This is a genomic window from Bradyrhizobium sp. URHD0069 (genome assembly GCF_000701345.1).
In the GTDB taxonomy this organism is placed as follows: Bacteria; Pseudomonadota; Alphaproteobacteria; order Rhizobiales; family Xanthobacteraceae; genus Bradyrhizobium.
In genome coordinates this window covers 39341-62387 of sequence record NZ_JNIJ01000022.1, presented here as the reverse complement: position 1 = coordinate 62387, position 23047 = coordinate 39341, and the positions used below count along the sequence as shown (strand labels likewise).

Annotated in this window: 20 protein-coding genes; 14 read left to right on the top strand and 6 right to left on the bottom strand. The window is 61.6% G+C overall.

Annotated elements, in window-relative coordinates; genetic code table 11:
• Nucleotides 1-85 precede the first annotated feature (85 nt).
• The 4 genes from N554_RS0114855 to N554_RS0114835 all read left to right on the top strand — a co-directional run bounded on the left by N554_RS0114855 (nucleotide 86) and on the right by N554_RS0114835 (nucleotide 4970).
• Nucleotides 86-1294 carry a SorA family sulfite dehydrogenase catalytic subunit gene (locus N554_RS0114855; RefSeq protein ID WP_029584189.1) on the top strand — a complete coding sequence of 403 codons (1209 nt, stop codon included), beginning with the start codon at nucleotides 86-88 and terminating at the stop codon, nucleotides 1292-1294.
• 5 nt (nucleotides 1295-1299) lie between these two features.
• On the top strand, nucleotides 1300-1632 hold the full coding sequence (locus N554_RS0114850) for a SorB family sulfite dehydrogenase c-type cytochrome subunit (RefSeq protein WP_029584188.1): 333 nt from the start codon (nucleotides 1300-1302) through the stop codon (nucleotides 1630-1632).
• Nucleotides 1633-1738: 106 nt separating this feature from the next.
• On the top strand, nucleotides 1739-2095 hold the full coding sequence (locus tag N554_RS0114845) for a hypothetical protein (protein ID WP_156041939.1): 357 nt from the start codon (nucleotides 1739-1741) through the stop codon (nucleotides 2093-2095).
• Nucleotides 2096-2594: 499 nt separating this feature from the next.
• The gene (locus N554_RS0114835; RefSeq protein ID WP_029584185.1) at nucleotides 2595-4970 is read left to right on the top strand and encodes a xanthine dehydrogenase family protein molybdopterin-binding subunit; all 2376 of its coding nucleotides are present in this window, start codon (nucleotides 2595-2597) and stop codon (nucleotides 4968-4970) included.
• Between the two features lie 287 nt (nucleotides 4971-5257).
• Here N554_RS0114835 and N554_RS0114830 read toward each other — a convergent pair whose 3' ends face one another.
• Nucleotides 5258-5761 (bottom strand): hypothetical protein, encoded by a 504-nt coding sequence (locus tag N554_RS0114830; protein ID WP_029584184.1) that lies wholly within the window; start codon nucleotides 5759-5761, stop codon nucleotides 5258-5260.
• Nucleotides 5762-5971: 210 nt separating this feature from the next.
• Between N554_RS0114830 and N554_RS0114825 the strand changes: the two genes are divergently transcribed.
• From N554_RS0114825 to N554_RS0114795, 7 genes are all read left to right on the top strand, one after another.
• Complete coding sequence (locus tag N554_RS0114825) at nucleotides 5972-6847, top strand: dihydrodipicolinate synthase family protein (RefSeq protein WP_029584183.1); 876 nt, start codon at nucleotides 5972-5974, stop codon at nucleotides 6845-6847.
• A gap of 292 nt (nucleotides 6848-7139) precedes the next feature.
• Nucleotides 7140-7337 (top strand): hypothetical protein, encoded by a 198-nt coding sequence (locus N554_RS0114820; RefSeq protein ID WP_036053232.1) that lies wholly within the window; start codon nucleotides 7140-7142, stop codon nucleotides 7335-7337.
• Complete coding sequence (locus N554_RS0114815) at nucleotides 7334-8419, top strand: S1C family serine protease (protein WP_029584181.1); 1086 nt, start codon at nucleotides 7334-7336, stop codon at nucleotides 8417-8419. The genes N554_RS0114820 and N554_RS0114815 overlap by 4 nt, the downstream gene beginning before the upstream one ends.
• A 189-nt stretch (nucleotides 8420-8608) precedes the next feature.
• Nucleotides 8609-10936: a xanthine dehydrogenase family protein molybdopterin-binding subunit gene (locus N554_RS0114810; RefSeq protein WP_029584180.1), complete on the top strand. Its 2328-nt coding sequence runs from the start codon at nucleotides 8609-8611 to the stop codon at nucleotides 10934-10936.
• A 252-nt stretch (nucleotides 10937-11188) separates the two neighbouring features.
• Nucleotides 11189-11797 (top strand): LemA family protein, encoded by a 609-nt coding sequence (locus N554_RS0114805; RefSeq protein ID WP_029584179.1) that lies wholly within the window; start codon nucleotides 11189-11191, stop codon nucleotides 11795-11797.
• A gap of 22 nt (nucleotides 11798-11819) precedes the next feature.
• Complete coding sequence (locus N554_RS0114800; RefSeq protein ID WP_029584178.1) at nucleotides 11820-12698, top strand: TPM domain-containing protein; 879 nt, start codon at nucleotides 11820-11822, stop codon at nucleotides 12696-12698.
• A 2-nt stretch (nucleotides 12699-12700) separates the two neighbouring features.
• Nucleotides 12701-13192, top strand: a complete 492-nt coding sequence (locus tag N554_RS0114795; protein WP_029584177.1) for a TPM domain-containing protein — start codon at nucleotides 12701-12703, stop codon at nucleotides 13190-13192.
• Nucleotides 13193-13269: 77 nt separating this feature from the next.
• Here N554_RS0114795 and N554_RS0114790 read toward each other — a convergent pair whose 3' ends face one another.
• A complete protein-coding gene (locus N554_RS0114790; RefSeq protein WP_029584176.1) occupies nucleotides 13270-13881 on the bottom strand; it encodes a glutathione S-transferase family protein in 612 nt (203 codons plus the stop codon).
• Between the two features lie 464 nt (nucleotides 13882-14345).
• Here N554_RS0114790 and N554_RS0114780 point away from each other — a divergent pair, with 464 nt between their 5' ends.
• Nucleotides 14346-15308: a hypothetical protein gene (locus N554_RS0114780; RefSeq protein WP_081851273.1), complete on the top strand. Its 963-nt coding sequence runs from the start codon at nucleotides 14346-14348 to the stop codon at nucleotides 15306-15308.
• 165 nt (nucleotides 15309-15473) lie between these two features.
• On the top strand, nucleotides 15474-17033 hold the full coding sequence (locus N554_RS0114775; RefSeq protein ID WP_029584174.1) for a hypothetical protein: 1560 nt from the start codon (nucleotides 15474-15476) through the stop codon (nucleotides 17031-17033).
• Nucleotides 17034-17133: 100 nt separating this feature from the next.
• Here N554_RS0114775 and N554_RS0114770 read toward each other — a convergent pair whose 3' ends face one another.
• From N554_RS0114770 to N554_RS40995, 3 genes are all read right to left on the bottom strand, one after another.
• Complete coding sequence (locus N554_RS0114770) at nucleotides 17134-18339, bottom strand: CaiB/BaiF CoA transferase family protein (protein WP_029584173.1); 1206 nt, start codon at nucleotides 18337-18339, stop codon at nucleotides 17134-17136.
• A gap of 246 nt (nucleotides 18340-18585) precedes the next feature.
• A complete protein-coding gene (gene putA, locus N554_RS0114765) occupies nucleotides 18586-21678 on the bottom strand; it encodes a bifunctional proline dehydrogenase/L-glutamate gamma-semialdehyde dehydrogenase PutA (protein WP_029584172.1) in 3093 nt (1030 codons plus the stop codon).
• On the bottom strand, nucleotides 21675-21851 hold the full coding sequence (locus tag N554_RS40995) for a hypothetical protein (RefSeq protein WP_197033587.1): 177 nt from the start codon (nucleotides 21849-21851) through the stop codon (nucleotides 21675-21677). The genes putA and N554_RS40995 overlap by 4 nt, the downstream gene beginning before the upstream one ends.
• On the opposite strand from N554_RS40995, the gene N554_RS0114755 reads away from it, so the two are divergent.
• Complete coding sequence (locus N554_RS0114755) at nucleotides 21850-22452, top strand: hypothetical protein (RefSeq protein ID WP_051677504.1); 603 nt, start codon at nucleotides 21850-21852, stop codon at nucleotides 22450-22452. The two genes, N554_RS40995 and N554_RS0114755, sit on opposite strands and share 2 nt — an antisense overlap.
• Before the next feature lie 142 nt (nucleotides 22453-22594).
• Here N554_RS0114755 and N554_RS0114750 read toward each other — a convergent pair whose 3' ends face one another.
• Nucleotides 22595-22795 carry a cold-shock protein gene (locus tag N554_RS0114750; protein WP_029584170.1) on the bottom strand — a complete coding sequence of 67 codons (201 nt, stop codon included), beginning with the start codon at nucleotides 22793-22795 and terminating at the stop codon, nucleotides 22595-22597.
• Nucleotides 22796-23047 lie beyond the last annotated feature (252 nt).

Genomic DNA, 23047 nt, shown 5'->3' with positions numbered 1-23047 from the left:
CTCACCGCGGAGCTTTTGTTAGACGACCGGCGGTCTCGCGCAAAATCGCGACTATTTGGCGGTAATTACTAGGAGCGAAAAGCCAATGATGAGCCGACGAACACTTCTGCGGGGCGGAGCAGCTTTGGTGGCTGGAAGCGGCGGGATCAGCGGATCGTCGCTTGCAAGCTTTGCGGCTGAGACGGTGGTTCTGCCATTCGAGAATGGCGAGCGACCGATCGTCAAATATCCGCAGAAGCGGCGGATGATTGGACTTACGAGCCGTCCGCCGCAGCTGGAGACGCCATTCGCGGTATTCAATGAGAACGTGATCACCCCGAACGATGCGTTCTTCGTGCGTTACCACCTAGCGGACGTGCCGCTCGACATCGATCCCGACAAGTTCTCAGTTGAGATCAAGGGAAATGTAGAAAAACCTACGAAATTGTCACTAGCCGACATCAGGAAGATGCCGGCGACCGAGGTTGTAGCGGTCAATCAATGTTCAGGAAATAGCCGCGGATTTTTCACGCCGCGCGTGGCAGGCGGTCAGCTCGGCAATGGCGCAATGGGCAATGCGCGATGGAAGGGTGTGCCGCTGAAGACCGTGCTGGACAAGGTCGGCGTCAAGGCAGGAGCCAAGCAGGTGGTGTTTGGTGGCATTGACGGTCCCGTCAGCGACAAGACGCCGGATTTTGCCAAGGCGCTCTACATCGATCATGCGCGCGACGGGGAGGTGATGCTGGCCTATTCCATGAACGGAGAGGACCTGCCGGTTCTTAACGGATTTCCCCTGCGCCTTGTCGTGCCCGGCTATTACGGCACCTACTGGGTCAAGCATCTCAACGAGATCAACGTTGTCGACAGCATATTTGACGGCTTCTGGATGAAGACGGCTTACCGGATTCCAGACAATGACTGCAACTGCGTCGAGCCCGGAACCGCGCCCAAGGTTACAGTCCCGATCAATCGCTTCACTGTCCGTTCGTTCATCACCAACGTAACGGATGGCGCAAAGCTGAAAGCGGGCGGGACGACCTTGAAAGGTATTGCGTTCGACGGCGGCAGGGGCATCAAGAATGTTGCCGTCTCGACAGATAGCGGGAAAACGTGGGAGACCGCGCGACTCGGCAAAGATTTCGGCAAGTACTCGTTCCGCGAGTGGCGCATGCCGGTGAATTTATCCGCTGGTCCCCACGAGTTGAAGGTCCGTGCGACCAGCAACGATGGCAAAACGCAGCCTATGGAAGCCTTGTGGAATCCGGCAGGGTATTTGCGCAACGTGGTCGAAACAGTCCGGGTCACGGCGACTTAAGGAGAATGATCATGAAGCGATCAACCATCGTCGCAGCCAGGGCCCTCGTCGTGATGTCTATAGTCGGTTGCAATATTGTCGAGGTAAACGCCAGACCGGTTTCTTACAAGCTTCCTGATGAGACCGCAGCATTCAAACCAGGTTCGAACCTCGAAATTGTTCAGAGCAATTGCACGGCCTGCCACTCGGCCGACTACATCAAGACCCAGCCCCAAGGCCCAAAGTTCAAGAAGGACTTCTGGCAGGCCGAGGTGACCAAGATGATCAAGGTGTATGGGGCGCCTATCGAAGACGAAGATGTGGGCAGGATCGTCGACTATTTATCGCAAACCTATTGATTGGGTGGTGCGGTGGGAGACCTAGCACGTTCGACCGGACTTTTTATCAAAAAGCTTAGCCGAGAACCTGGAAGGTCGGAGGTAAGGCTGGAATTGGGAGGTCAACGTGACAACTTCGGAACTACAGTCGCGGCATTTGATCGAATGCCCGCAATTTTGTGGAGTGGCTATTTACGGTCCGAGACGCGAGCTAATGGGTTCGATCGCGAAAATCTTTATCGAAAGTGACAATGCAAGAGTATCGTATGTTCTGGCGAAGTTTGACCTTCTAGGTCTTGGCAGCGACTATTTTACGCTCCCGTGGTTGGCCTTGAAATACAATTCTGCGATTTCTGGATATCAAACACACCTCATCAAGAGGCAGCTGCTTGCGGCGCCTAGATATCCAGCTTCAAGCGATTTCAATCTGAAAAGGGTGGAGATTGAAACGGCGATTTATGAGTATTATGGGCGCTGCTATTGAGGCGATGATTAAGGGTGTCATAATAGGCCGGGTATTTGGGATCGCGCAGCGCGGTCATTCTGGGGTAAGTGCGGTATGGGCGCCCATTCGATCTTATTTTCAAAATGGTAGCGAAGTCGATAAAGAGCGCTTCGCCTGAAATGAAGGCCGCGGAACCGGGAGGGGACGTGGAAGAGCGTGCGTCGCGCGAAATATTCGCCGCCGACTTTCTCACTAGCCCCGTTTGAAAGTTTGCGGAAAGGCAACGGTCGCGTTCTTCAGTGCGATGATGCGCGACTTTTGGCGCTGCGCGGCCATCTCGGCAAATGCGGTCAACAGTTTGCCGTTGCAAGTCAGAAATTGAAGGTTGACCCAAACGACAAGCGCTCCACCGATCCCGTTAGAAAACTGCCGCACACATGGTAGCATGCCTAAACCAGCGTTGTCGTTCCAGCGGCGCTGCGTTATCTGAAGGCCTAGCCCGGAAACCGCACAAGAACTGCCGTTTTAGAGATTTGCAATGCAAGATCACACCTTCCGGGATTTTCAGGTCCCCACTATCGCACTGCAAAAATACGGCGTCGGACAGCCGGTCCGCCGCAAGGAAGATGACGCGCTGGTGCGCGGCAAGGGCAAGTACACCGACGATTTTAGTCTGCCCGGCCAGCTTTACGCCTGGATGGTTCGCAGCAGCCATGCCCACGGCGTCATCCGCGGCATCGATACATCAGCCGCCAAGGCGATGCCGGGAGTCCACGGAGTGTGGACAGGTGCGGATTTCACCGCGGACAACTACGCCCCCTTCACCTGCGCCATGCCGCTGAAGAACCGCGATGGCTCGCCGCTGCTGCAAACCAATCGCCAGGCCTTGATGACCGACAGGGTTCGCTTTGTCGGCGATCCCGTGGCGTTCGTCGTGGCCGATTCCGTCGCGCAGGCGCGCGATGCGGCGGAGGCTGTGGTACTCGGCATCGAGCCGTTGCCGGCCGTTACCCGCGCTGACGCCGCCGCCGAGTCTGGTGCCCCGCGGCTTTACGAGCACATCCCCGACAACGTCGCGCTGGACTACCACTACGGCAACACTGCCGCGGTGGAAGCTGCGTTCGCCGGCGCGGCCCATGTCACAAAGCTCGATATTGCAAATACCCGCGTCGCCGTTGTCGCGATGGAGCCGCGCGCGGCGCTCGCATGTTGGGATAAGTCCAGCGAGCGCTATACCATTCATGCGCCGACCCAGGGGGTTGCGGGTAACAGTGCTGCGCTGGCGCAGCTTCTGAAGGTGCCCCGCGACAAGGTTCGGCTGCTGACCGCCAATGTCGGCGGTTCGTTCGGCATGAAGAACATCCACTATCCCGAATATATCTGCATCCTGCACGCTGCGAAGTCACTTGGCCGTCCGGTAAAATGGACCGACGAACGCTCCGGCAGCTTTCTGTCGGACAGTCAGGGTCGCGCACAGAAGATCCTCGCCGAACTGGCGTTGGACAGCAACGGCAAGTTTCTCGCGGTACGCGTCAGCGGTTATGGCAATCTCGGAGCCTACATTTCAAACGTGTCGCCGAACCCGCTATCGGCGAACATCGCCAAGAATATCACCAGTGTCTATTCTACGCCGCTGCTGACCGTGGACATCAAATGCATGCTCACGAACACCACCCTGCTGGGTGCCTATCGCGGCGCCGGACGGCCCGAAGCCAATTATTTCATGGAGCGGCTGATCGATCGCGCCGCCGCCGAGTTGGGTATCGACCGGCTGGCGCTGCGCAAGCGCAATTTCGTCAAGTCATCGCAGATGCCGTTCTCGACCGCCTCCGGAGTCACCTATGACAGCGGCGACTTTCAGGGCGTATTCAGCAACGCGTTGGAATTGTCCGATCATGCCGGTTTTGGCAAACGGAAAAAGGAGAGCCGTAAACGTGGCAAACTCCGCGGCATCGCTGTGGGGTCCTACCTTGAATCCACCGCACCCCCGAGGAACGAACTCGGCAAGATCGTGTTTGAGGCGGACGGCACGGTGACGCTGATCACAGGCACGCTGGATTATGGGCAGGGCCACGCAACGCCGTTTGCCCAGATCCTTTCGGCGCAACTGGGCGTACCCTTCGAGATGGTTAAACTCGAACAGAATGACAGCGACATCGTGCATGCCGGCGGCGGCACTGGCGGATCACGCTCCATCACCGCCACCGGTATGGCCATCGTCGAAGCTTCCGCGCTGGTCATCGCTAAGGGCAAGCTGGCGGCTGCGCACCTGATGGAAGCCGCGGAGGGTGACATCGAGTTCACCAATGGCCGTTTCACCATCGCCGGAACCGATCGCGGCATCGACATCATGGAACTGTCGCGCTGCCTGCGCGAAGGCAAGATGCCCGAGGGAGTACCCTCCTCGCTCAGCGTAGATCACAACAGCAAGGAAGTTCCCTCGACGTATCCAAATGGCTGTCACGTGGCAGAGGTCGAGATCGATCCCGACACCGGCGTCGTGCACGTGGTCCGTTACACCGGCGTCAATGATTTCGGCACCATCATCAATCCGATGCTGGTCGCGGGACAACTGCATGGCGGCGTTGCCCAGGGCATCGGACAGGCGCTGATGGAAGAGGTAAGCTACGATTCAAGTGGTCAGCCGATCACGGGCTCATTCATGGACTACGCGATGCCGCGCGCCGAGGATATTCCGTTGATGACGGTCGGCAATCATCCGACGCCGGCGAAATCCAATCCGTTGGGTACCAAGGGCTGCGGCGAGGCCGGCTGTGCAGGCAGTCTCACCACAATCGTCAATGCGGTGATCGACGCGCTCTCGGAGTTCGGCGTCGCGCAAATCGATATGCCGCTCACCCCGGAGCGAGTGTGGCGCGTCATCCATGACGCGCGCAAGGCCAAGGCGGCTTGACGTCGAATGCCCGATGCCTGCCGTTTGCTGAAACGCTCGACCAGGTTCGCTCCCCGTGTCCGGTCCGGGCTACGGTAAGTCCCGCGCAGCAACGGCTGGAACTGAATGTCGTTCTCCGGCACATGCACGAGGAGGTAATGGGCCCGTCCACGTTCTACAACGCAGTCGTCAACTTCTGTCGAAATCCCGGAAGCTCCCGGGCCTCCCCGAGCCGCTCCGGGCACTCCACGAGCCCACGGAGTGCCCGGGCATTGTCGGGGTGTTGTGTGCAGCGCTGAACCCTACCGCTAAGGGCGGCCTTGGTGAGGATGCGGTTGGCGGTAGCCTTGCGGGCGCGGCGGGCGTCCTCGTCGTCGGCGACCGCACGGGTGGCGGGGGCTCGGCCGCGGCGCGTTTGGAGCGCACCCGCCTGGGCTGGGTGGCCAGCTTGTTACGCCAGCGAGATAGTCCTTCACGGCGTCCGCGACGCTGTAGGGTGCCTTCGCGCACCATGCCCTCGCAATCAGCCGCTGCCGCTCGCCCCAGCGCCGGGCGTGCTCCTGGGCCTGCCAGTAGTCGAGCACCTTGACGCCGTCGGCATCCAGCGTGTCATCGGCGACGCCGAGCGCCTCGGTGGCGTAGACGCCGGCGCCGCGATAGCAGCGTGCGACCCAGGAGCCGGCGATCTGGCCGCGGTAATAGCCAAGCCGCAAACCCTTCGCGATTTTCGCAAAATACGGCGTGCGGCGAATGCGCAGCCGTGCGCGCGCGGTTCGGGTTTCGAGGGAGGAATTGCGGGCCGTGCGCGCCATCCGGCTTCTCCAATTTCTTCAACTTTTCTCCAACAAACGGAGGAAAGTCGAGCTGGACCCTAGCGGACGCGCACGCGCTAAGTAATTGATTTTGTTAGATTTATAGACGTCACTTGACGTCCGCCAAAGTCCTCTCAAGGCTGAAACAGGGGTCAATTCCCTAGGAGCGCCAGCGCTGCTCGAAGCGCCGATTAGGGTACAGTCCCCACCATGGCTGATTTCCACGGCGTCTTTCCCTATCTGATCTCGCCGGTTGATGCCGATGGGCACATCCGCACTGATGTGCTCGGCCGTCTGTGCGACGATCTCATCACATCAGGCGTGCACGGGCTGACGCCGCTCGGCTCGACCGGTGAATTCGCCTATCTCAACAACGCGCAGCGTACAGCGGTGGTGCGAGCAACGATCGAGACCGCTAATGGCCGGGTGCCGGTGGTCGCCGGCGTCGCCTCGACATCGACATCCGATGCGGTAGCACAGGCGAAGGCCTACGAGAGGCTCGGAGCCGACGGGATCCTCGCGATCCTGGAAGCGTATTTCCCGCTCGGGGACGCGCAGGTCGAATCCTATTTTCGCGCCATTGCCGATGCAGTCGACATTCCCGTCGTGATCTACACCAATCCGCAATTTCAGCGCTCCGACCTGACGCTTGACGTGATTGCACGGCTCGCCGCGCATCCCCGCATCGGCTACATCAAGGACGCCTCGACCAACACCGGGCGTTTGCTCTCGATCATCAATCGCTGCGGCGACGGCATCAAAGTGTTCTCGGCATCCGCGCATATCCCGGCGGCAGTGATGCTGATCGGCGGGGTAGGGTGGATGGCGGGCCCGGCCTGCATCGTTCCCCGCCAAAGCGTCGCGCTCTACGATCTCTGCAAGGCCAAGCGCTGGGACGAAGCGCTTACCCTGCAGCGACAGTTGTGGCGCATCAACGAAGCGTTCGCGCGCTATAATCTTGCCGCCTGCATCAAGGCCGGGCTTGCGGTCCAAGGGTATGAAGTCGGCGATCCCATCGCGCCGCAGGCCGCGCTCACGCCGGACGAGCGCAAGGCGGTGGAAGCGGTGCTGCGGGATATCGGGTGAAAGCAGCATTGGACTCATGCTGACTTTTTGCATCACCCGGACCCTGTAAAGGCACCCGGCGCCACACACCGTGTGGCAGCGTAGGACCTCGAAGCATGCGATTTGGTATCAAGAGGCGACAAAAGGACTTGCGTGCCAAAGCGCGGATGCGAACGTAGTCCAGGCACAGGACGAAGCCGGGGCTGCTACGAGGTACCACGGCCGATTAGGGCGGTGCCGTCCCGACGCCCGCCGTCTGATCAGAAACTTCTGGCCTGTGGCGACGTTGTTTGATTTTGCAGCGGAGAAGGCTATGGCCGACCGTCCATTGCCCGACGAAGAACTGGATTTCATCCTGGAGCAGACATTCCCGGCCAGCGATCCGCCGTGCTTTATGGCCGGTGCTGACATAGTGGGCAGCCCGCATAACGTGCCGCCCAGTAGCAGGAGCCCGACGCTTGACGGCGTATCGGCGCAGGCGGCGAGGAGCAAACGGGTGGGCGACCTATGAATCGTCGCTATGTCCTCGCACTGGCCGTTATTGCAGCGCTGGTGCTGACGCTGACCGCCGTGCATCGCCGCTACACGCCATGGACAAGCTCGGTCGCTCGAACGATAGACCAACGCGGGCCGCTTTCCGAGGCGGAACGGGTAACAATTGAAATTTTCGAGCGGGTATCTCCTTCGGTCGTGCAGGTTGCCGCACGGTCCACCTCCAATCCGCTGTCCGAGGAAGAAGAACCATCGTCGTCGGGAACCGGCTTCATCTGGGACGACGGAGGTCATGTGGTCACGAACGATCACGTCGTGCAAAATGCGAAGGCGGTCGCGCTTCGTTTTGCGTCAGGTGAGGTGGCCGAGGCCGAGGTTGTCGGGCTTGCACCTAACTATGACCTTGCGGTGCTGCGGATCAGGAGTGCGCGTCAGCCGCCGCCTCCTTTTGCGCTTGGAAGTTCGACCGACCTGAAGGTCGGTCAATCCGCATTTGCGATCGGCAATCCGTTCGGGCTCGATCAATCGATGACCAGCGGAATCATCAGCGCGCTCAAGCGCCGGCTGCCGACCAGCAGTGGCCGCGAGATCGCCAATGTCATTCAGACCGATGCCGCGATCAATCCCGGTAATTCGGGAGGACCGCTGCTGGACTCCGCGGGGCGATTGATCGGAGTCACCACGGCTATCGTGTCTCCGTCGGGCTCCAACGCCGGAATCGGCTTCGCGATACCGGCCGACATCGTCAACCGCGTCGTGCCTGAGCTCATTCGAACCGGACGCGTGCCCACGCCCGGGATCGGTATTGTGGCGGCCAGCGAAGCAGTCGCGACGCGGCTAGGGATCGAAGGGGTGATCGTCGTTCGCACGGCGCCGGCAAGTCCGGCGGAACGCGCAGGGATTCGCGGCGTCGACTTCGCTTCAGGCACGCTCGGGGATGTCATAACGGAGGCCAATGACAAATCCGTTCGGCGCCTCTCCGACCTTACAGACGAGATCGAGCAGATTGGCACGGGTCGATCGGTGAAACTGACTGTGAAAGATGGCTCGCGGTCGCGCGATCTCAACGTGGACATCGTCGACATCGGCCGATCGCAATAAAAAAATACGTTCGCCAGGTCGGTCTGGTGGGGCTGCGGATGTCCCTACGCCCGCGGTAGATTCCTGGTCTATGCTGACGCGCGCTTTTAAATGTGCAATTGCACATCGGGAATGACAGGCGGCGAGTTGTTTCGAGCCAGAAATCCGCTAAAACCTGCCCCATTCGAAAAAAGACTCGAAGGACAACTGATGAATATTCTTCCCGGCAATATGCGTTTCGGTGCGGGCCAGCCTGTCAAGCGACTTGAAGATCAGAGACTTCTCACCGGGAAGGGGCAGTTCATCGACGACAGGCCCGAAGACGGCGCGCTGTGGCTGCATGTGCTGCGCTCGCCGCACGCCCATGCGAAGATCGTGTCTGTCGACATCAAGGCCGCCGCGGACATGCCGGGCGTTCAAGCCGTCTACACGGGCGCGGACCTCATCGCCGACGACATCGGGACCATCCCGACGTTGTCGGTGTTCAAGCGGCCGGACGGCTCGCCGATGACGGTGCCGCCGCGCCGGCTGCTGGCGCATGAAATCGTGCGGTTTGCCGGCGAGCCCGTTGCAGCGGTGGTGGCGACGTCGCGGGTTGCGGCGCAGACCGCGGCCGAAGCGATCTCGGTCGAATACGAGGTATTGCCGGCGGTCGTCGATCCCCTGGAGGCGAGCAAGCCCGGCGCCCCTGCGGTGTGGGTGGAAGCGCCCGACAACATCGTGGCTGCGATGAGCTATGGCGATGCGGACGCGGTCGAAGCGGCGTTCGCTAACGCCGCGCATGTGGTCTCGCTCGATCTCGTCAGCCAGCGGCTGGTGCCGTCTGCGATGGAGCCGCGCAGCACCATTGCCGAGGTCGACAAGAAATCCGGACGGCTGATCCTGCACGTGCAATCGCAGACGCCCGGCTCGACCCGCGACGTGCTCGCCGAAGCCGTGCTGAAGCGGCCGAAGGAAAGCGTCCGCGTGCTGGTCGGCGATATCGGCGGCGGTTTCGGGCAGAAGACCAACCTCTATCCGGAAGACGGCGTGGTGGCCTATGCGGCGGTCAAGCTCGGCCGCAAGATACGCTGGCGCGGCGACCGCACCGACGAGTTCGTCGGGGGCACCCATGGCCGCGACCTGACATCGTCAGGCGAATTCGCGCTCGACGCCAAAGGCCGCGTGCTCGCCTATCGCGTGCGCTCGGTCGGTGGCACTGGTGCTTACCTCACCGGTGCCGGCACCATCATTCCGCTGGTGCTCGGTCCCTTTGTGCAATCCGGCGTGTACGACCTTCCGCTGGTTCACTACGAGGTCAAGACCGTCATGACCAACACCGCTCTGGTCGGCGCCTATCGCGGCGCGGGGCGGCCCGAGGGCGTGTTTATCGTCGAGCGGTTGATGGATGCCGCGGCGCGCCAGATCGGGATGGACCCGCGCGCCATTCGCAAGGTGAATTACATCAAGCCCGCGCAACTGCCCTACACCAACCCTGTCGGCCAGGTCTACGATTCAGGCGCGTTCGCGCACATGCTGGAGCGCGCCTCCAAGCTGGCGGACTGGGATGGCTTTGCCGCGCGCAAAAAGGCGGCGAAGAAGAAGGGGCTGCTCTACGGCCGCGGCCTGACCAGCTACATCGAATGGACCGGCGGGCGCGCGCATACCGAAAAGGTCAGCCTGCACGCGACCGCCGAGGGCCGCGTCATCCTGCATTCGGGCACGATGGCGATGGGACAGGGATTGCAGACCACCTACACGCAGATGGTGTCGGAGTCGCTCGGCATCCCCATGGACAAGATCGATATAGTGCAGGGCGACACCGATTTGGCCACCGGCTTCGGCAGCGTCGGATCGCGCTCGCTGTTCGTCGGCGGCACGGCGTTGGCGGTGTCAGCCAATGATCTGATCGCCAAGGCCCGCGAGAGAGCGTCGAACGTGCTCGAAGCCTCGGTGGAAGATATCGAGTACCGCGACGGCACGCTCACGGTGGTCGGCACCGACAAGCGGATCGGTCTGTTCGACATTGCCAGGAAAGAGAATGGCGCGCGGCTGAGCGTCGATAGCGAGGGCGAAGTCGACGGCCCCAGCTGGCCGAACGGCACCCATATCTGCGAGGTCGAGATCGATCCGGAAACCGGCGTCAGCCGCGTGGTGCGCTACACCACGGTCGACGACGTCGGCGTCGCCGTCAATCCGATGCTGGTGACGGGGCAGGTTCACGGCGGCGTTGCGCAAGGCATCGGCCAGGCGCTGTACGAGGGCGTGGCCTACGACGCCGAAGGGCAGTTATTGACCGCGAGCTATCAGGATTACTGCCTGCCGCGCGCCGACGATATTCCGCCGATCCAGGTCACGCTGGATGAATCCGCGCCGTGCCGCACCAATCCGCTGGGCGCCAAGGGTTGCGGCGAATCCGGCGCGATCGGCGGCCCGCCCTGTATCACCAACGGCGTGATGGATGCGTTGAGCGAGCTCGGCATCAAGACGCTCCACACGCCGCTGACGCCGCAAAAGGTCTGGCAGGCGATTCGGGAGGCGAGAGCGGCGCAGGCGTAGCAGACTAGACGCACTCGTCATGCGCGGCCTTGTGCCGGGCATCCACGCCTTAGCGCAGAGGGAAGAAAGACACGGATGGCCGGGAGCGCAGACACGTTTAGTAGTCTGCGCAAGCAGACTACGATGCCCGGCCATGACGGAAAAAAGTTCATTGCATTCGCCGCAAGATAAACGAGGGAGGCGACGTTTCGCCTGCTTACCCGGCGGGATCGTTCTGGTACCTTGCGCAGACAACGTAACAGGAGGTTCCCGATGCGCAGACTATGGACCGTGCTGGCGGCGCTGGCGACGTTGAGTCTCACCAACTGCGGCTACAATACGATTCAGACCAACGACGAACAGGTCAAGTCAGGTTGGTCGGAGGTTGTGAACCAGTATCAGCGCCGCGCCGATCTGGTGCCCAACCTCGTCAATTCGGTGAAGGGCTTTGCGCAGCAGGAAAAGGATGTGCTGCTCGGCGTCACCAACGCCCGCGCCAAGGTCGGCAGCATCCAGGCGACGCCCGAGGTTCTCAACGATCCCGGCGCGTTCGCAAAATTCCAGGCCGCGCAAGGCGAACTGACGAGCGCTCTTTCGAGGCTGCTGGTGGTAACCGAGAACTATCCGCAGCTTAAATCCGACGCGTTGTTCCGTGATCTGGTAGCGCAGCTCGAAGGCACCGAAAACCGCATCACGGTGGCGCGCAATCGCTACATCAAGGCGGTGCAGGACTACAATGTGACGATCCGCTCGTTCCCGAGCAACCTGACGGCGATGGCATTTGGCTATAAAGAGAAGCCGAACTTCTCGGTCGAGAACGAAAAGGAAATCTCGACCGCGCCGAAGGTGGATTTCAATCCGCCGGCTGCACCCGCGAAGTAGTTCGACAACCAGATTGCCCGCGATGAACGCTGCAAGAGCCTCCATTCTTGCGCTGCTGCTGTGCTGGGCTTTTGCAGCCTTGGCCGACGTCGCGGTACCGCCGCTGTCAGGCCGGGTTGTCGATCAGACCGCGACGCTCACCAGCGGCGACATTGCCTCGCTGACGCAAACCCTGAGGGATTTCGAAGCGAGGAAAGGCAGCCAGCTCGCGGTGCTGATCGTGCCGACCACGGCGCCTGAAACCATCGAGCAATATTCGATCCGGGTCGCGGAAGCGTGGAAGGTCGGGCGCAAGAAGATCGACGACGGTGCGATCCTTGTCGTTGCCAAGAACGACCGCAAGCTTCGCATCGAAATTGGATATGGCCTTGAAGGCGCGCTTAACGACGTCACCGCCAAGCGCATTATCGACGAAGTCATCACGCCGAAATTCAGGACCGGAGATTTCGCCGGCGGCATTTCGACGGGCGTCGATCGCATCATCCGGGTTGTCGACGGTGAACCACTGCCCGCGCCGGCGTCGCGGCAGGATTCCAGCTTCCTCAGCCATATCGATCCGTTCAATCCGTTTCTTATCGTCGCAGTGATCATTGCCGGCGGCATTTTTCGCCGTGTGTTGGGAAGGCTGTTCGGCTCGCTCGCGACAGGAGGCCTGGTGGCCGCCATATTCTGGTTTGCCGCGGCGTCACTGGCGTTGTCGATCATCAGCGGCCTCATCGCGTTCGTGATCACCATGTTCAGCGACGCCATGACATCTTCCGGTGGCTCTCGCAGAGGCGGCTGGGTAGGAGGCGGATATTCCGGCGGCGGCTATTCGGGCGGTAGCAGTTCTAGCGATGGCGGCGGCTTCAGCGGAGGCGGCGGCAATTTCGGCGGCGGCGGCGCGTCGGGGAGTTGGTAACCATGGGCATCAAGCGTATCGGCAAGCATCTTCTGGCTAACCGCTCGCGGGTCCGACGGGCGTTTTCGGCAAGGGCATTGGCCAATATCGAGCAGGCCATTAAGGCCAGCGAGGCGACGCATGCCGGGCAAATCCGTTTTGTCGTTGAAGGCGCCCTGGACGGTGCGCCGCTGTTGCGAAATCAGTCAGCGCGCGCGCGAGCGCTCGACGTTTTCTCGCACTTGCGGATATGGGATACAGCCCACAACAACGGCGTGCTGATCTATCTGCTGCTGGCAGATCGCGATGTCGAGATCCTCGCCGATCGCGGCATTGACGCCTTGGTGGGCGCCGCCGAATGGCAGACGATCTGCAACATGATGGAAGTGGAGTTCCGACAAGGAAATTTCGAAAGCGGAGTCATCAGAGGTGTCGAGGCGGTGTCACGGCACCTGGCGAGGCATTTCCCCCCGCCGGGGCGAAATGAACTGCCGGATGCACCAGTGGTGATTTAGAGATGTTTGTCATTCCGGGGCGCGAGCAAAACGAGCGAGCCCGGAATGACAGTGATTGAACTCCATTCGGTCGGCTTCTACGCCTTCACCGAAGGCCGTTCGCCGACGCGCGCGAACCAGGCCGCGATGTTGGTGTTGGCGGGATCCAAGGGCTGGCCTACCCGATTGCCGAACTCGACGTTGCAGTAGAGCAGGATATCCGCCAGCGTGAAGCGCGTTCCGCACAGGTATTCCTTGCCTGCCATCTGGCCGTTGAGCCATTGTAGGCGGTTCGCCGCGATCATTTTGAGGCCGGGTGAAGCTTCGGGCACGCAGGGAATCCGGTTCTGAAAAAACTTCAAGGCTTCGCCGAAGCGATAGCCGTTGACGAGTGGCTCGCAGATGTTGAGATCGACGCGGCGGGCCCACATCCTGCACTCGGCGCGCTGTTCCGGCGTCGATCCGATCATGGCAGGCGTGGGCTTTTTCTCTTCGAGATATTCGCAGATCGCGGTGATCTCCGACAGATAGCTGCCGTCATCGAGTTCAAGCGTCGGCATCTGGCCGAGGGGATTGCGCTTCAGATACTCCGGCTGGCGATTTTCGCCGCCGCGCAGGTCGATGGTCTGCTTGGGCATTTCGATGCCCTTCTCCGCCATGAACATGCGGACAATGCGCGGGTTGGGCCCGATCGAGTCGTAAAGCTTCATGGTTTGTTTCCCCCACAGGTTGTTTTCAGGATCTTCGTCGGCTGCTTTTGAGCAGACCGTCGAGTCATTTGTCAAACGCACGAAAAGCGCTCAGGCGTCGTTGATCTTGGCGATGTCGACTTTGCCCTCGATCACCACGAGCAGCTCCCGCCCGGTCGAGCCTTCCTCGAAAATGACATCATCCACGTCAAATTCGTTGATGCATCTTTCGAGCGATGGAGGACCCCGCCTTCTGGTCGGTCCGGCCGTGTTAGTTGGGAATCCAGCGGCGCAAATGATGCATCCGGACTGTTCACGTGATTGCCGCAGGGCAGCAACGGGCCAGTTCGAACCGGCGCTCGCTGCGGCGCGGGCTCCTTGCGGGCCGAAACCGGACCGGATGAGTTCCTAAAATTTCGGCCGACGGCCGGTAACGATTTCGCAAGCAATAAAAGTTACCAAATGGTCAACCTTTTCCGGAGGTTTTGAACGTGAGCGAACATCAACCCGAGCAGACGAGCGGTACACCCGGTTCCCTCAATGCGGGGCCGGCCGCTTCCCCTTCGTCGGACGCGCACAGCGAACCGGTAGCGGCTTCGGCTTCCGAAGGGACCGACGTCGAATCTCCCAAGCCGGTGCCGGAGCAGGCCCTAGCCAGCGCAACCTCGAAGCTGGATGCGCCGAAAGCGGAAGCTCCCAAACCTGACGCGCCGCCTATCCCCGGCAAGCTCATGATCATGTCCGCCGGCGAGCGTAGCTGGGAAGGCAATGAAGACACCGGTCCGGCAGCAGAGGCCGGGCAGGGTCAGGGAATGTTGGGCAAGCGCCGGCTCGCAGCGCTGGCGGCCGTAGTCGCACTGGCGACGGTTGCAGGCGCGCTCGGTGGCGCGCTGGCGACTGCCAGTCTCGGACATTTTTCTCGCGATGAGGTAACGAGCGCCGGAACTCGTGCGCTCGAAGCGACTGTTTCGCGGATCGATGCCGACATCGCGAAGCTCAAGGTCACCGTCGAACATACTTCCAAGATGGGCATGAGCCAGTTCAACAAGACCACCGACCGCCTCGACAAGCTCGAGAAGGCGCAGGCCGAGCCGGCCGCCAAGCTCGCCAAGCTCAGCGACGCCGTGGAAAAACTGCGCGCCGCGCCGCCGGCCGTTCCGGCCGCCGCCGCGGCGCCGAATGCGGCAAAGGAAGTGACCGGCTCGATCGCGCCGCCAGTGCCAACCCCGGCAGAGGCGCCCAAGAACGAGGTGGGCAGGCTGCCCACGGTGGAAGGCTGGGTGCTGCGTGAGGTTGCCAACGGCGTCGCGCTGATCGAGAACCGGCGAGGCATTTACGAAGTCTATGCCGGCGATCCCGTCCCGGGCCTCGGCCGGGTCGACGCTATCCGCCGCCAGGACGGCCGCTGGGTAGTCGTGACCAGCAAAGGCTTGATCGTCGCGCGCTAGAGATGCACCGCTTCACCGCGACGTGAAGCGATGGTCTTGCGGCATACGGATTGTCGCGAGACAGGGTCGCTAGTTTTCGGCTATTTTCCTGATTACAAAACGCTGCCGCCAGGCGCCGATGGGTGTCCTTGATAGGCGGCTTTCGTCAGGGCATGGACCGCAGGTTTGCGATTTCTCGTCACCATCATTGTTCTGCTTTGCAACGCCTTGCCCGCATCCGCCGAGCAGGGCGCCGCGCTGGAGCGCGGTACTGCAATCACCGATCCCTTGGCGTTGCGCGAGCTCGATCGCGGCAGATTTGGCCTCGGCCACGTCCTTTCGCCGATAGGATCGGCTGACGCGCCGATCGACAACACCCAATTGTTCGCCTTGCCGCCGATGGCTCCCGTCCGCGCGGCAATAGACGGCGAGTTCGATCGATATATCCTCAAGCACAAAGCCGATCTTCCGGGCGAAACCATCGGCGTCGAAACAGCTTACGATTTTCAGCTGTTCGACCGCACGCTGCTTTATTCGCAGGATTCTCGCTTCGTGCTGGCCGGCATCGTCAACCGGATGGATCGCGCGTATCTTGGCGAAGCGAACTGCGGTGAAATCCGGCTGATTTATCGCCCGACGCGGACCAGCGCACCCGAGAGCGGCGATGGCGCGGCCTCGTCGCGCCTGCCGATGACGCTGATGGTCCTGCTGAGGGCCAAAGCGGATGACGCGACCGACCGCAGCGGCGCGAAGATTACCTGTGCCGAGATCGCCCGCCGCTGGCTGGCTGCCGGCGATTCGCCGCTTACCGGCGCGGAGCTTGCGGCAAAATTGATTTCGAAGGACGGCCCGCTGGATCTGATCCGGCCCGAAAACATCGATCGCATCGAAACCAATCTTCAGATCGCGCACGCCCCGAAATCGGCCGTCCGCGATTTCCGCACCGACTATCTCTTGAAGGTGTTTCGCTACAACGCGCAGGCGCAGCTGTTCGAGCAGGCACCGCTCGAGAACCAGATCGACCGCGAGCGGATTTTCGCGGATGAAAAGCTCAAGCAGGATTTCAAGGCGTGGCTGCTCGATCCCGCGCATTTCTCCGAGCTCGATCGCGGCACGATTTTGATCCCGGAAAAATTTCTTGCGACAGGCGCGATTGCACCGACCCCGATCGGATTTGCGGCCTCAAACCTGCAGCCGGCGTTTGGGTTTGTGCAGGGCGAGGGCGCAGCGGCTGACCCGGTGTTCAAGGAAACCGACGTCGTTGCGGCATTGAAGAAGGCAGCCGACAGCGGCGTGACACTGCAAAACATCCGCTCGCCTGCAGGCTTTGAGCGCCGGCTCAACGACGTGACATGTTCGGGCTGCCACCAGACGCGCGGCATCGGCGGCTTTCATTTCCCGGGCGTCGATTGGATGGCGAGTAGTCCCTCCAATTCAGCGGTCGTTCCCGCGTCGCCGCATTTCTTCGGCGACCAGATTCGCCGCCGCGATATTCTCACTGCCATGCGCGACGGCAGGCGTCCCGATTACTCCCGCGGCTTCTCCAGCCGCCCGCAATTGCGCGGTAGCACCGAGCTTGCCGGAACCGAATACGAAGACGGCTGGGGCGCGCATTGCTATCTGCAACGCGCCAATGCCGCCGACAACGACAGGAGTTTCAAGTCGTGGACCTGCGCCGAGGGACTGGCCTGTCACGTGGCCGGCAAGGCAACGCGGATGGGGATGTGCTTCGTTAAGGACCGCTAAAACTTCGGTGCTGGCGGCGCCCCGACGCAACTTCTGTCAAAAGCTGCACCTTTTGCAGCTGATCGGTGGTTGAGTAGCCTGACAATGCACCTCTATGGCATCAGCCTACCGAGCCCGACGCCCGCAATTGACGGATCGCCGCCTCGTCATAGCCGGCCTCTCGCAAGACTTCATCGCTGTGCTCGCCGATGCGGGGTGGATGCCGCGGTGGGATTTTCTTGCTGCCGTCGATCCAGATCGGGCTGTTGACGGTGAGCATGGTGTCGTTCTCAAAAGGCACCAGCACTTCGTTCTCGATCATTTGCTTGTCGGTCGGGATATCGTCGAGGATTCCAACCACGCCGAATACCAGGCCGTTGCCGTCAAGTATCTTGCGCCATTCGGCGAGGTCTCTAGTGGCAAAAATCTCGTCGAAAACTTTTATCAGCTGCAGCGACCGCGCGTGGCGGTCGGGCTTGGTGGCAAACCGGGGATCGGTAATGAGATCCTCACGCCCGAGACAGCGCGCGAGTGTCGGCCATTGCCGGTCTTCGTTGAGCAGCGACAGGATGAGCCAGCGGCCGTCTTTGCACCGGTAGTGATTGGTCACCGCGTTCAGCGCGCGCTCGCGCGGACGTCTCTCCCCGAATTTCGCGCCGCATAATTTGGCTTGGGCAAGTATGCCGTTGGCCCAGATGCCGTTGGCCATCAGGTTCGAGCTCACATGCGAGCCCTTGCCGGTGCGCTCGCGCTTGTAGAGCGCGGTGACGATCGCGCCGTACAGCGCCATCGCGCAGGGGTGATCGCCCATGCCGGCGACCGAGCGGGCCGGCGTGGTGTCGATATCCGCGCGCACCAGATCCATCAGACCCGAGCGCGCCCAATAGGCATTGCTGTCGAAACCGGGCTTGTTGGCTTCGTCGCCTTTCTCGCCGTAGCCGGTGAACGAGGCATAGATCAAACGTTCGTTGAGCGGCGCCAGCTCTGCGTATGTCATCCCGAGCCTCTCGCGCACCGCGGGCGGAAAATTGGTGATGAAGACGTCTGCCTCGGCAGCGAGGCGATGCAACACCGCCTGGCCTTCGGGTCTAGAGAGGTCGAGCGCAAGGCTTCTCTTGTTGCGCGACTCCAGCATCCACGCGAAATTGTGTGAACTGACGGGATATCCCGGCAGGTTCGGCAGGTTTCGGTAGGGATCGCCCAGGCCCGGCGGCTCGATCTTGATCACCTTGGCGCCGAAGTCCGACAGCACGGTTGCGGCCGCGGGTGCTGCGATGAAGCTCGCGCAGTCCAGAACCTTAAGGCCTTCGAAGATGCCGTCTTCCATGATCAGGTTGCTCCCGTGACGTTTGTTGGTTTTGTCCGTGCGCTGGAATTATCTCGGCCAATGGCGGAAGATCACGCCCATTTGGCCCAAGTTGGGCATGCGATGCAACGACAAGTTTCCACGGCATGGCGAGCCAACGGGTCGCGCAAAGCGTGCCCGATGACAGGCTCCGCGAAGCAATTCGGAGCGGCAAACAAGGACTGGATTGCTTCGTCGCTTCGCTCCTTGCAATGACCGAAACCTACTCTATTCCGTGTCCGACATCAGCGCGGCGTTGCCGCCGGCGGCAGCGGTGTTGATCGTGACGGTCTGTTCGGTTGCGAAGCGCGTCAGGTAATGCGGTCCACCGGCCTTGGGCCCGGTGCCCGACAATCCATGGCCGCCAAACGGCTGGATGCCGACCACCGCGCCGATCATGTTGCGGTTGACGTAGACGTTGCCGACCGGAAGCCGGTCGATCACCGCCTCAATCGTATCGTCGATGCGCGAGTGAATGCCGAGCGTCAGCCCGTAGCCGGAACGTTCGATCGATTGCAGCACGCGACCGAGATGATCGGCGCGGTAGCGCACCACATGCAGGACGGGCCCGAACACCTCCTCGCTCAGTTGACCGGCATCGGACAATTCGAAGATGTGCGGGGCAACATAATTGCCGTCAGGCGCCATGCCGGCGAAATGCACGCGAGTTTGTTTCTTCATGCGCGCAATATGCGTCTCAAGCCGCTGCTTCGCCTCAGTGTCGATCACCGGCCCGACATGTGTGGCGAGGTCGCGCGGGTCGCCAATCCTGAGTTCGCGTGCGGCGCCGGATATCATCTCGATCGTGCGATCGGCGACGTCGTCCTGCACGAACAGCAGACGCAGCGCCGAGCAGCGCTGGCCGGCCGACCGAAATGCCGAAGTCACGACGTCGTCGGCGACCTGCTCCGGCAGCGCGGTCGCATCGACGATCATGGCATTGATGCCGCCGGTTTCCGCTATCAACGGCACAATCGGGCCGTCCTTGGCGGCCAGCGTGCGGTTGATCGACTGCGCGACCTCGGTCGAGCCTGTAAAGACGACGCCGGCTACGTCCCGATGCGCGACTAGCGCTCCGCCGATCTTGCCGTCGCCCGGGACCAGATGCAGCACTGAGGCCGGCACGCCTGCCTCAAGCAGCAACCGGATCGCCTCCGCCGCGATCAATGGCGTTTGTTCGGCGGGTTTCGCCACGACCGCATTTCCAGCCATCAAGGCGGCCGCAACTTGCCCCGAAAAAATCGCCAGAGGAAAGTTCCACGGCGAGATCGCGATGAACACGCCGCGGCCGCGTAGCAACAGCACGTTGCTTTCGCCGGTCGGCCCCGGCAGCGCTTCGCCTTCGCCGAACAGCTTGCGGCCTTCGGCGGCGTAGTAGCGGCAGAAATCGCTCGCCTCGCGGACTTCCGAAAGCGCATCATCGAGCGTCTTGCCGCCCTCGCGCTGCAACAACGCCATGAAGTGCGCGCGCCGCTGCTCCAGCAGGTCTGCTGCTCTTCCCAGGATTTCCGCGCGCGTCGCGGCTGGCGTCCTGCTCCAGCTTTCGAAACCTGCACGCGCCGCGGCGATGGCTTCATTCGCTTGCTCCGCCGTTGCTTCGATAACGCTTCCAACGGATGTCGTCTGGTCGATCGGGCTGACGACCTGTCGCGCTGCGCCTGCTCTCGTGCGGCCGTTGATAAGCGGCGCTGCCGTAATCGGCGCGGTTTCCGCGGCGACGGCGGCAACTAGCTCGTTCAACGCAGCGCGCGCGCCGAATTCGATGCCGCGCGAATTTCGGCGCTGCGGCTGAAAGAGATCGCGCGGAATGGCGATGTTCGGATGCCGGGCGTTGGCGGCGACGCCGACGATATCGGCCGGGCGCCATAGCAGCGTTGCAACCGGAATCGCTTCGTCGGCAGCGATCGCCACGAATGACGAGTTGGCGCCGTTCTCCAACAACCGCCGCACCAGATAGGCCAGCAGATCGCGATGGCTGCCAACCGGCGCATAGGTCCGATAGGCCAGCTTGGGGCGATCTTCGCTCAATTGCGCGTACAGCGCTTCCCCCATGCCGTGCAGCCGCTGAAACTCGAATCCGCTTTCGCCGCCGGCAAGCTCGAGAACGGTTGCAACCGTCAGCGCATTGTGGGTTGCGAATTGCGGGAAGACGCGGGGCCGCAACGCCAATAGCTTTTGCGCGCAGGCGACGTAGTTGAGGTCTGTCATCGCCTTGCGCGTAAACACCGGATAGTCGTCAAGGCCACGCTCTTGCGCGCGCTTGATCTCGCTGTCCCAGTAGGCACCTTTGACAAGCCGCACCATCATCCGCCGGTTCAGGGCTCGCGCCAGATCGTCGGTGTAGCCGATCACGGCTTCGGCGCGTTTTTGATAGGCCTGGACAGCGAGCCCGAAGCCATCCCAACCCTTAAGCGATGCGTCGCTGAACGCGGCCGCGATCACCTCTAACGATAGTTCGAGCCGATCCGCCTCTTCGGCATCGACCGTGAAATTCAGATCGTACGACTTGGCCCGTCGTGCCAGATCAATCAGCCGCGGCACCAGTTCCGCCATTACCCGCTGATGGCTCACCGCCTCGAAGCGGGGATGCAGCGCGGAGAGCTTGACCGAAATGCCGGGGCGATCGGGCAGGGGCCGATCGTCGGCAGTGCGGCCGATGGCCTGGATCGCACTGGCATAGGAATTGAAATAGCGTTCCGCATCGGTGGCGGTGCGCGCACCTTCGCCCAGCATGTCGAAAGAATAGCGTGCGCTACCTGCCGAATTCGGCTGCGCCCGCGCCAGCGCTGCTTCGATGGTCTCGCCCAGCACGAAGTGGCTGCCCATCAGCCGCATTGCCTGTCTTGTGGCGGCGCGCACCGCCGGAACGCCCAGCCGTTTCGCGAGCCGGCCGAGCGTGCCTTGCGGGGTTTCGCCGGGCTGAATCACGCGCGCCGACATCCCGAGCGCCCATGCCGACGCATTGACCAGGAAGGCGCTGGATTTCGTCTCGTGATGCACAAAGTCGCCCTGGCCGAGCTTGTCCTCGATGAACTGGTCGGCGGTCCGCGCATCCGGCACGCGCAGCAAGGCTTCCGCGAGCACCATCAACGCCAAGCCTTCTTTGGTGGAGAGCGCGAACTCGCGAAGCATGTCCTCGACGCCGCCGAGCCGGTCGTCGTTCGCGCGAATGGCGGCGACCAGGCGCGTGGCGGTGCGGTCGATTCGCGCGTCCTGTTCCGCGCTCAGTCGTGCTGTCTCGAGAAGCCGGGCCGCAATGATGCCATCGTCCGGCGCGTAGGGCGCCGTAAATTGCGGAAGGCGTGGCGAATCGGATTTCATGGCATGCTCAAGGTCTCGTGCGCCATCATGCAGGCGGTCTTGGCATCATGAAACCGCTGCGATAGCTTTGGCGAGATTTTTTTGCTTGAGGTGTGGCGACGGATGAGGCTGACGGACAGTCGCAAACGACCCGGCGGACACGGCAAGACTTTGGCGTTTTGCGCTTCGGCCATGACCGTGATCGGATTGGTCCTGATCGCCACGTCATTGCCGGCGCTCGCGCTCGAGTTGAGCGCGCCGCAGGCGGCTCTATACAGCACGGTATCGATTTTTCCGCCCTCCGCGCAGCGCATGACGGTCTGCTACGGCTTCGTTTGTCGACGTCGCGAGATTCTGGATTTCACGCCCGGCGACCGCAACACCCTGACGCAGACCCTCGCGGCAGGCCGCGCGTCGGCCCCCGCCGAACGCGCGGCGGTGCAGAAAGCGGTCGTCTGGTTCGATCGCCGCATGGGCCCGGTGATCGGGACCGACAAACGCGTCGCGAAAGCGGATTTCCGCTACTTCGATGACAAGCACAATTATGATTGCTGGGACACTACCCGCAACACCACCAGCCTGCTGTTGGTGCTGCAGCAGTGGGGCCTGCTGAAATATCATGTGGTGGGCGACCCGCATTATCGCGGCAACGCGCTGGTGTTGCAGACGCCGCACAACACCGCGGTGCTGGTCGAGCGCGCGACCAAGGTCGAATGGGTCGTGGACATGTGGCCGCGCAGCTATCTGCAGCCACCGGATGTCATGACAGTTGAAAAATGGGTCAAGGAAGATTGAACCAGCGCACTTTGCGCCGGTTCAATACACGAAAGGCGATGCCCACGCCCGCCGAACGCACTCAGTCTTATTTGAGATTTGCTGGAAAGCCCCACTCCCGGATCGTGTCCGAGAGGGCGCTGTCACTGACCGCGCTTTAGCGTCAAACCTTGAGGTTCTCGGCCGAGGTCTTGCCGCGATTGGCAACCTCTTCGTATTCCACCGTCTGTCCTTCGTTGAGCGAGGAAAGACCAGCTTTCTCGACCGCCGAAATATGAACGAAGACGTCCTTGCCGCCGCTAGAGGGTTGGATAAACCCAAAACCTTTGGTCGCGTTGAACCACTTCACAGTACCTTTAGCCATACGTCGTCTCCGCGAGATCAAAAAACAATAACGAACTGCCGGTCCCCGCAAACCGGGCATGCCCGACCGGCGCACGATACGCGGTATGGGACAAGCTTGATAGCTTAAACGACAGCTCGATTTCGGCGGAAAACGATCATTATCCCGACGCATTTGCCCTTTTTTGCCGGTTTTGCGATCATTTGGCGCGGCGAGCGACCGCCAGCGTGATCAATTTCCGATTTTTGGAGCGGAACCGGCCCCCCCCAGCCC

Coding starts and splice junctions, on each gene's coding strand:
- N554_RS0114820 (WP_036053232.1), top strand. CDS start 7,140: ATGGCCGACCGTCCATTGCCCGACGAAGAACTGGATTTCATCCTGGAG.
- N554_RS0114770 (WP_029584173.1), bottom strand. CDS start 18,339: ATGGAAGACGGCATCTTCGAAGGCCTTAAGGTTCTGGACTGCGCGAGC.
- N554_RS0114790 (WP_029584176.1), bottom strand. CDS start 13,881: ATGAAGCTTTACGACTCGATCGGGCCCAACCCGCGCATTGTCCGCATG.
- putA (WP_029584172.1), bottom strand. CDS start 21,678: ATGAAATCCGATTCGCCACGCCTTCCGCAATTTACGGCGCCCTACGCG.
- N554_RS0114750 (WP_029584170.1), bottom strand. CDS start 22,795: ATGGCTAAAGGTACTGTGAAGTGGTTCAACGCGACCAAAGGTTTTGGG.
- N554_RS0114830 (WP_029584184.1), bottom strand. CDS start 5,761: ATGGCGCGCACGGCCCGCAATTCCTCCCTCGAAACCCGAACCGCGCGC.
- N554_RS0114755 (WP_051677504.1), top strand. CDS start 21,850: ATGACCGTGATCGGATTGGTCCTGATCGCCACGTCATTGCCGGCGCTC.
- N554_RS0114800 (WP_029584178.1), top strand. CDS start 11,820: ATGAACGCTGCAAGAGCCTCCATTCTTGCGCTGCTGCTGTGCTGGGCT.
- N554_RS0114805 (WP_029584179.1), top strand. CDS start 11,189: ATGCGCAGACTATGGACCGTGCTGGCGGCGCTGGCGACGTTGAGTCTC.
- N554_RS0114815 (WP_029584181.1), top strand. CDS start 7,334: ATGAATCGTCGCTATGTCCTCGCACTGGCCGTTATTGCAGCGCTGGTG.
- N554_RS0114810 (WP_029584180.1), top strand. CDS start 8,609: ATGAATATTCTTCCCGGCAATATGCGTTTCGGTGCGGGCCAGCCTGTC.
- N554_RS0114835 (WP_029584185.1), top strand. CDS start 2,595: ATGCAAGATCACACCTTCCGGGATTTTCAGGTCCCCACTATCGCACTG.
- N554_RS0114850 (WP_029584188.1), top strand. CDS start 1,300: ATGATCATGAAGCGATCAACCATCGTCGCAGCCAGGGCCCTCGTCGTG.
- N554_RS0114855 (WP_029584189.1), top strand. CDS start 86: ATGATGAGCCGACGAACACTTCTGCGGGGCGGAGCAGCTTTGGTGGCT.
- N554_RS0114825 (WP_029584183.1), top strand. CDS start 5,972: ATGGCTGATTTCCACGGCGTCTTTCCCTATCTGATCTCGCCGGTTGAT.
- N554_RS0114795 (WP_029584177.1), top strand. CDS start 12,701: ATGGGCATCAAGCGTATCGGCAAGCATCTTCTGGCTAACCGCTCGCGG.
- N554_RS40995 (WP_197033587.1), bottom strand. CDS start 21,851: ATGGCCGAAGCGCAAAACGCCAAAGTCTTGCCGTGTCCGCCGGGTCGT.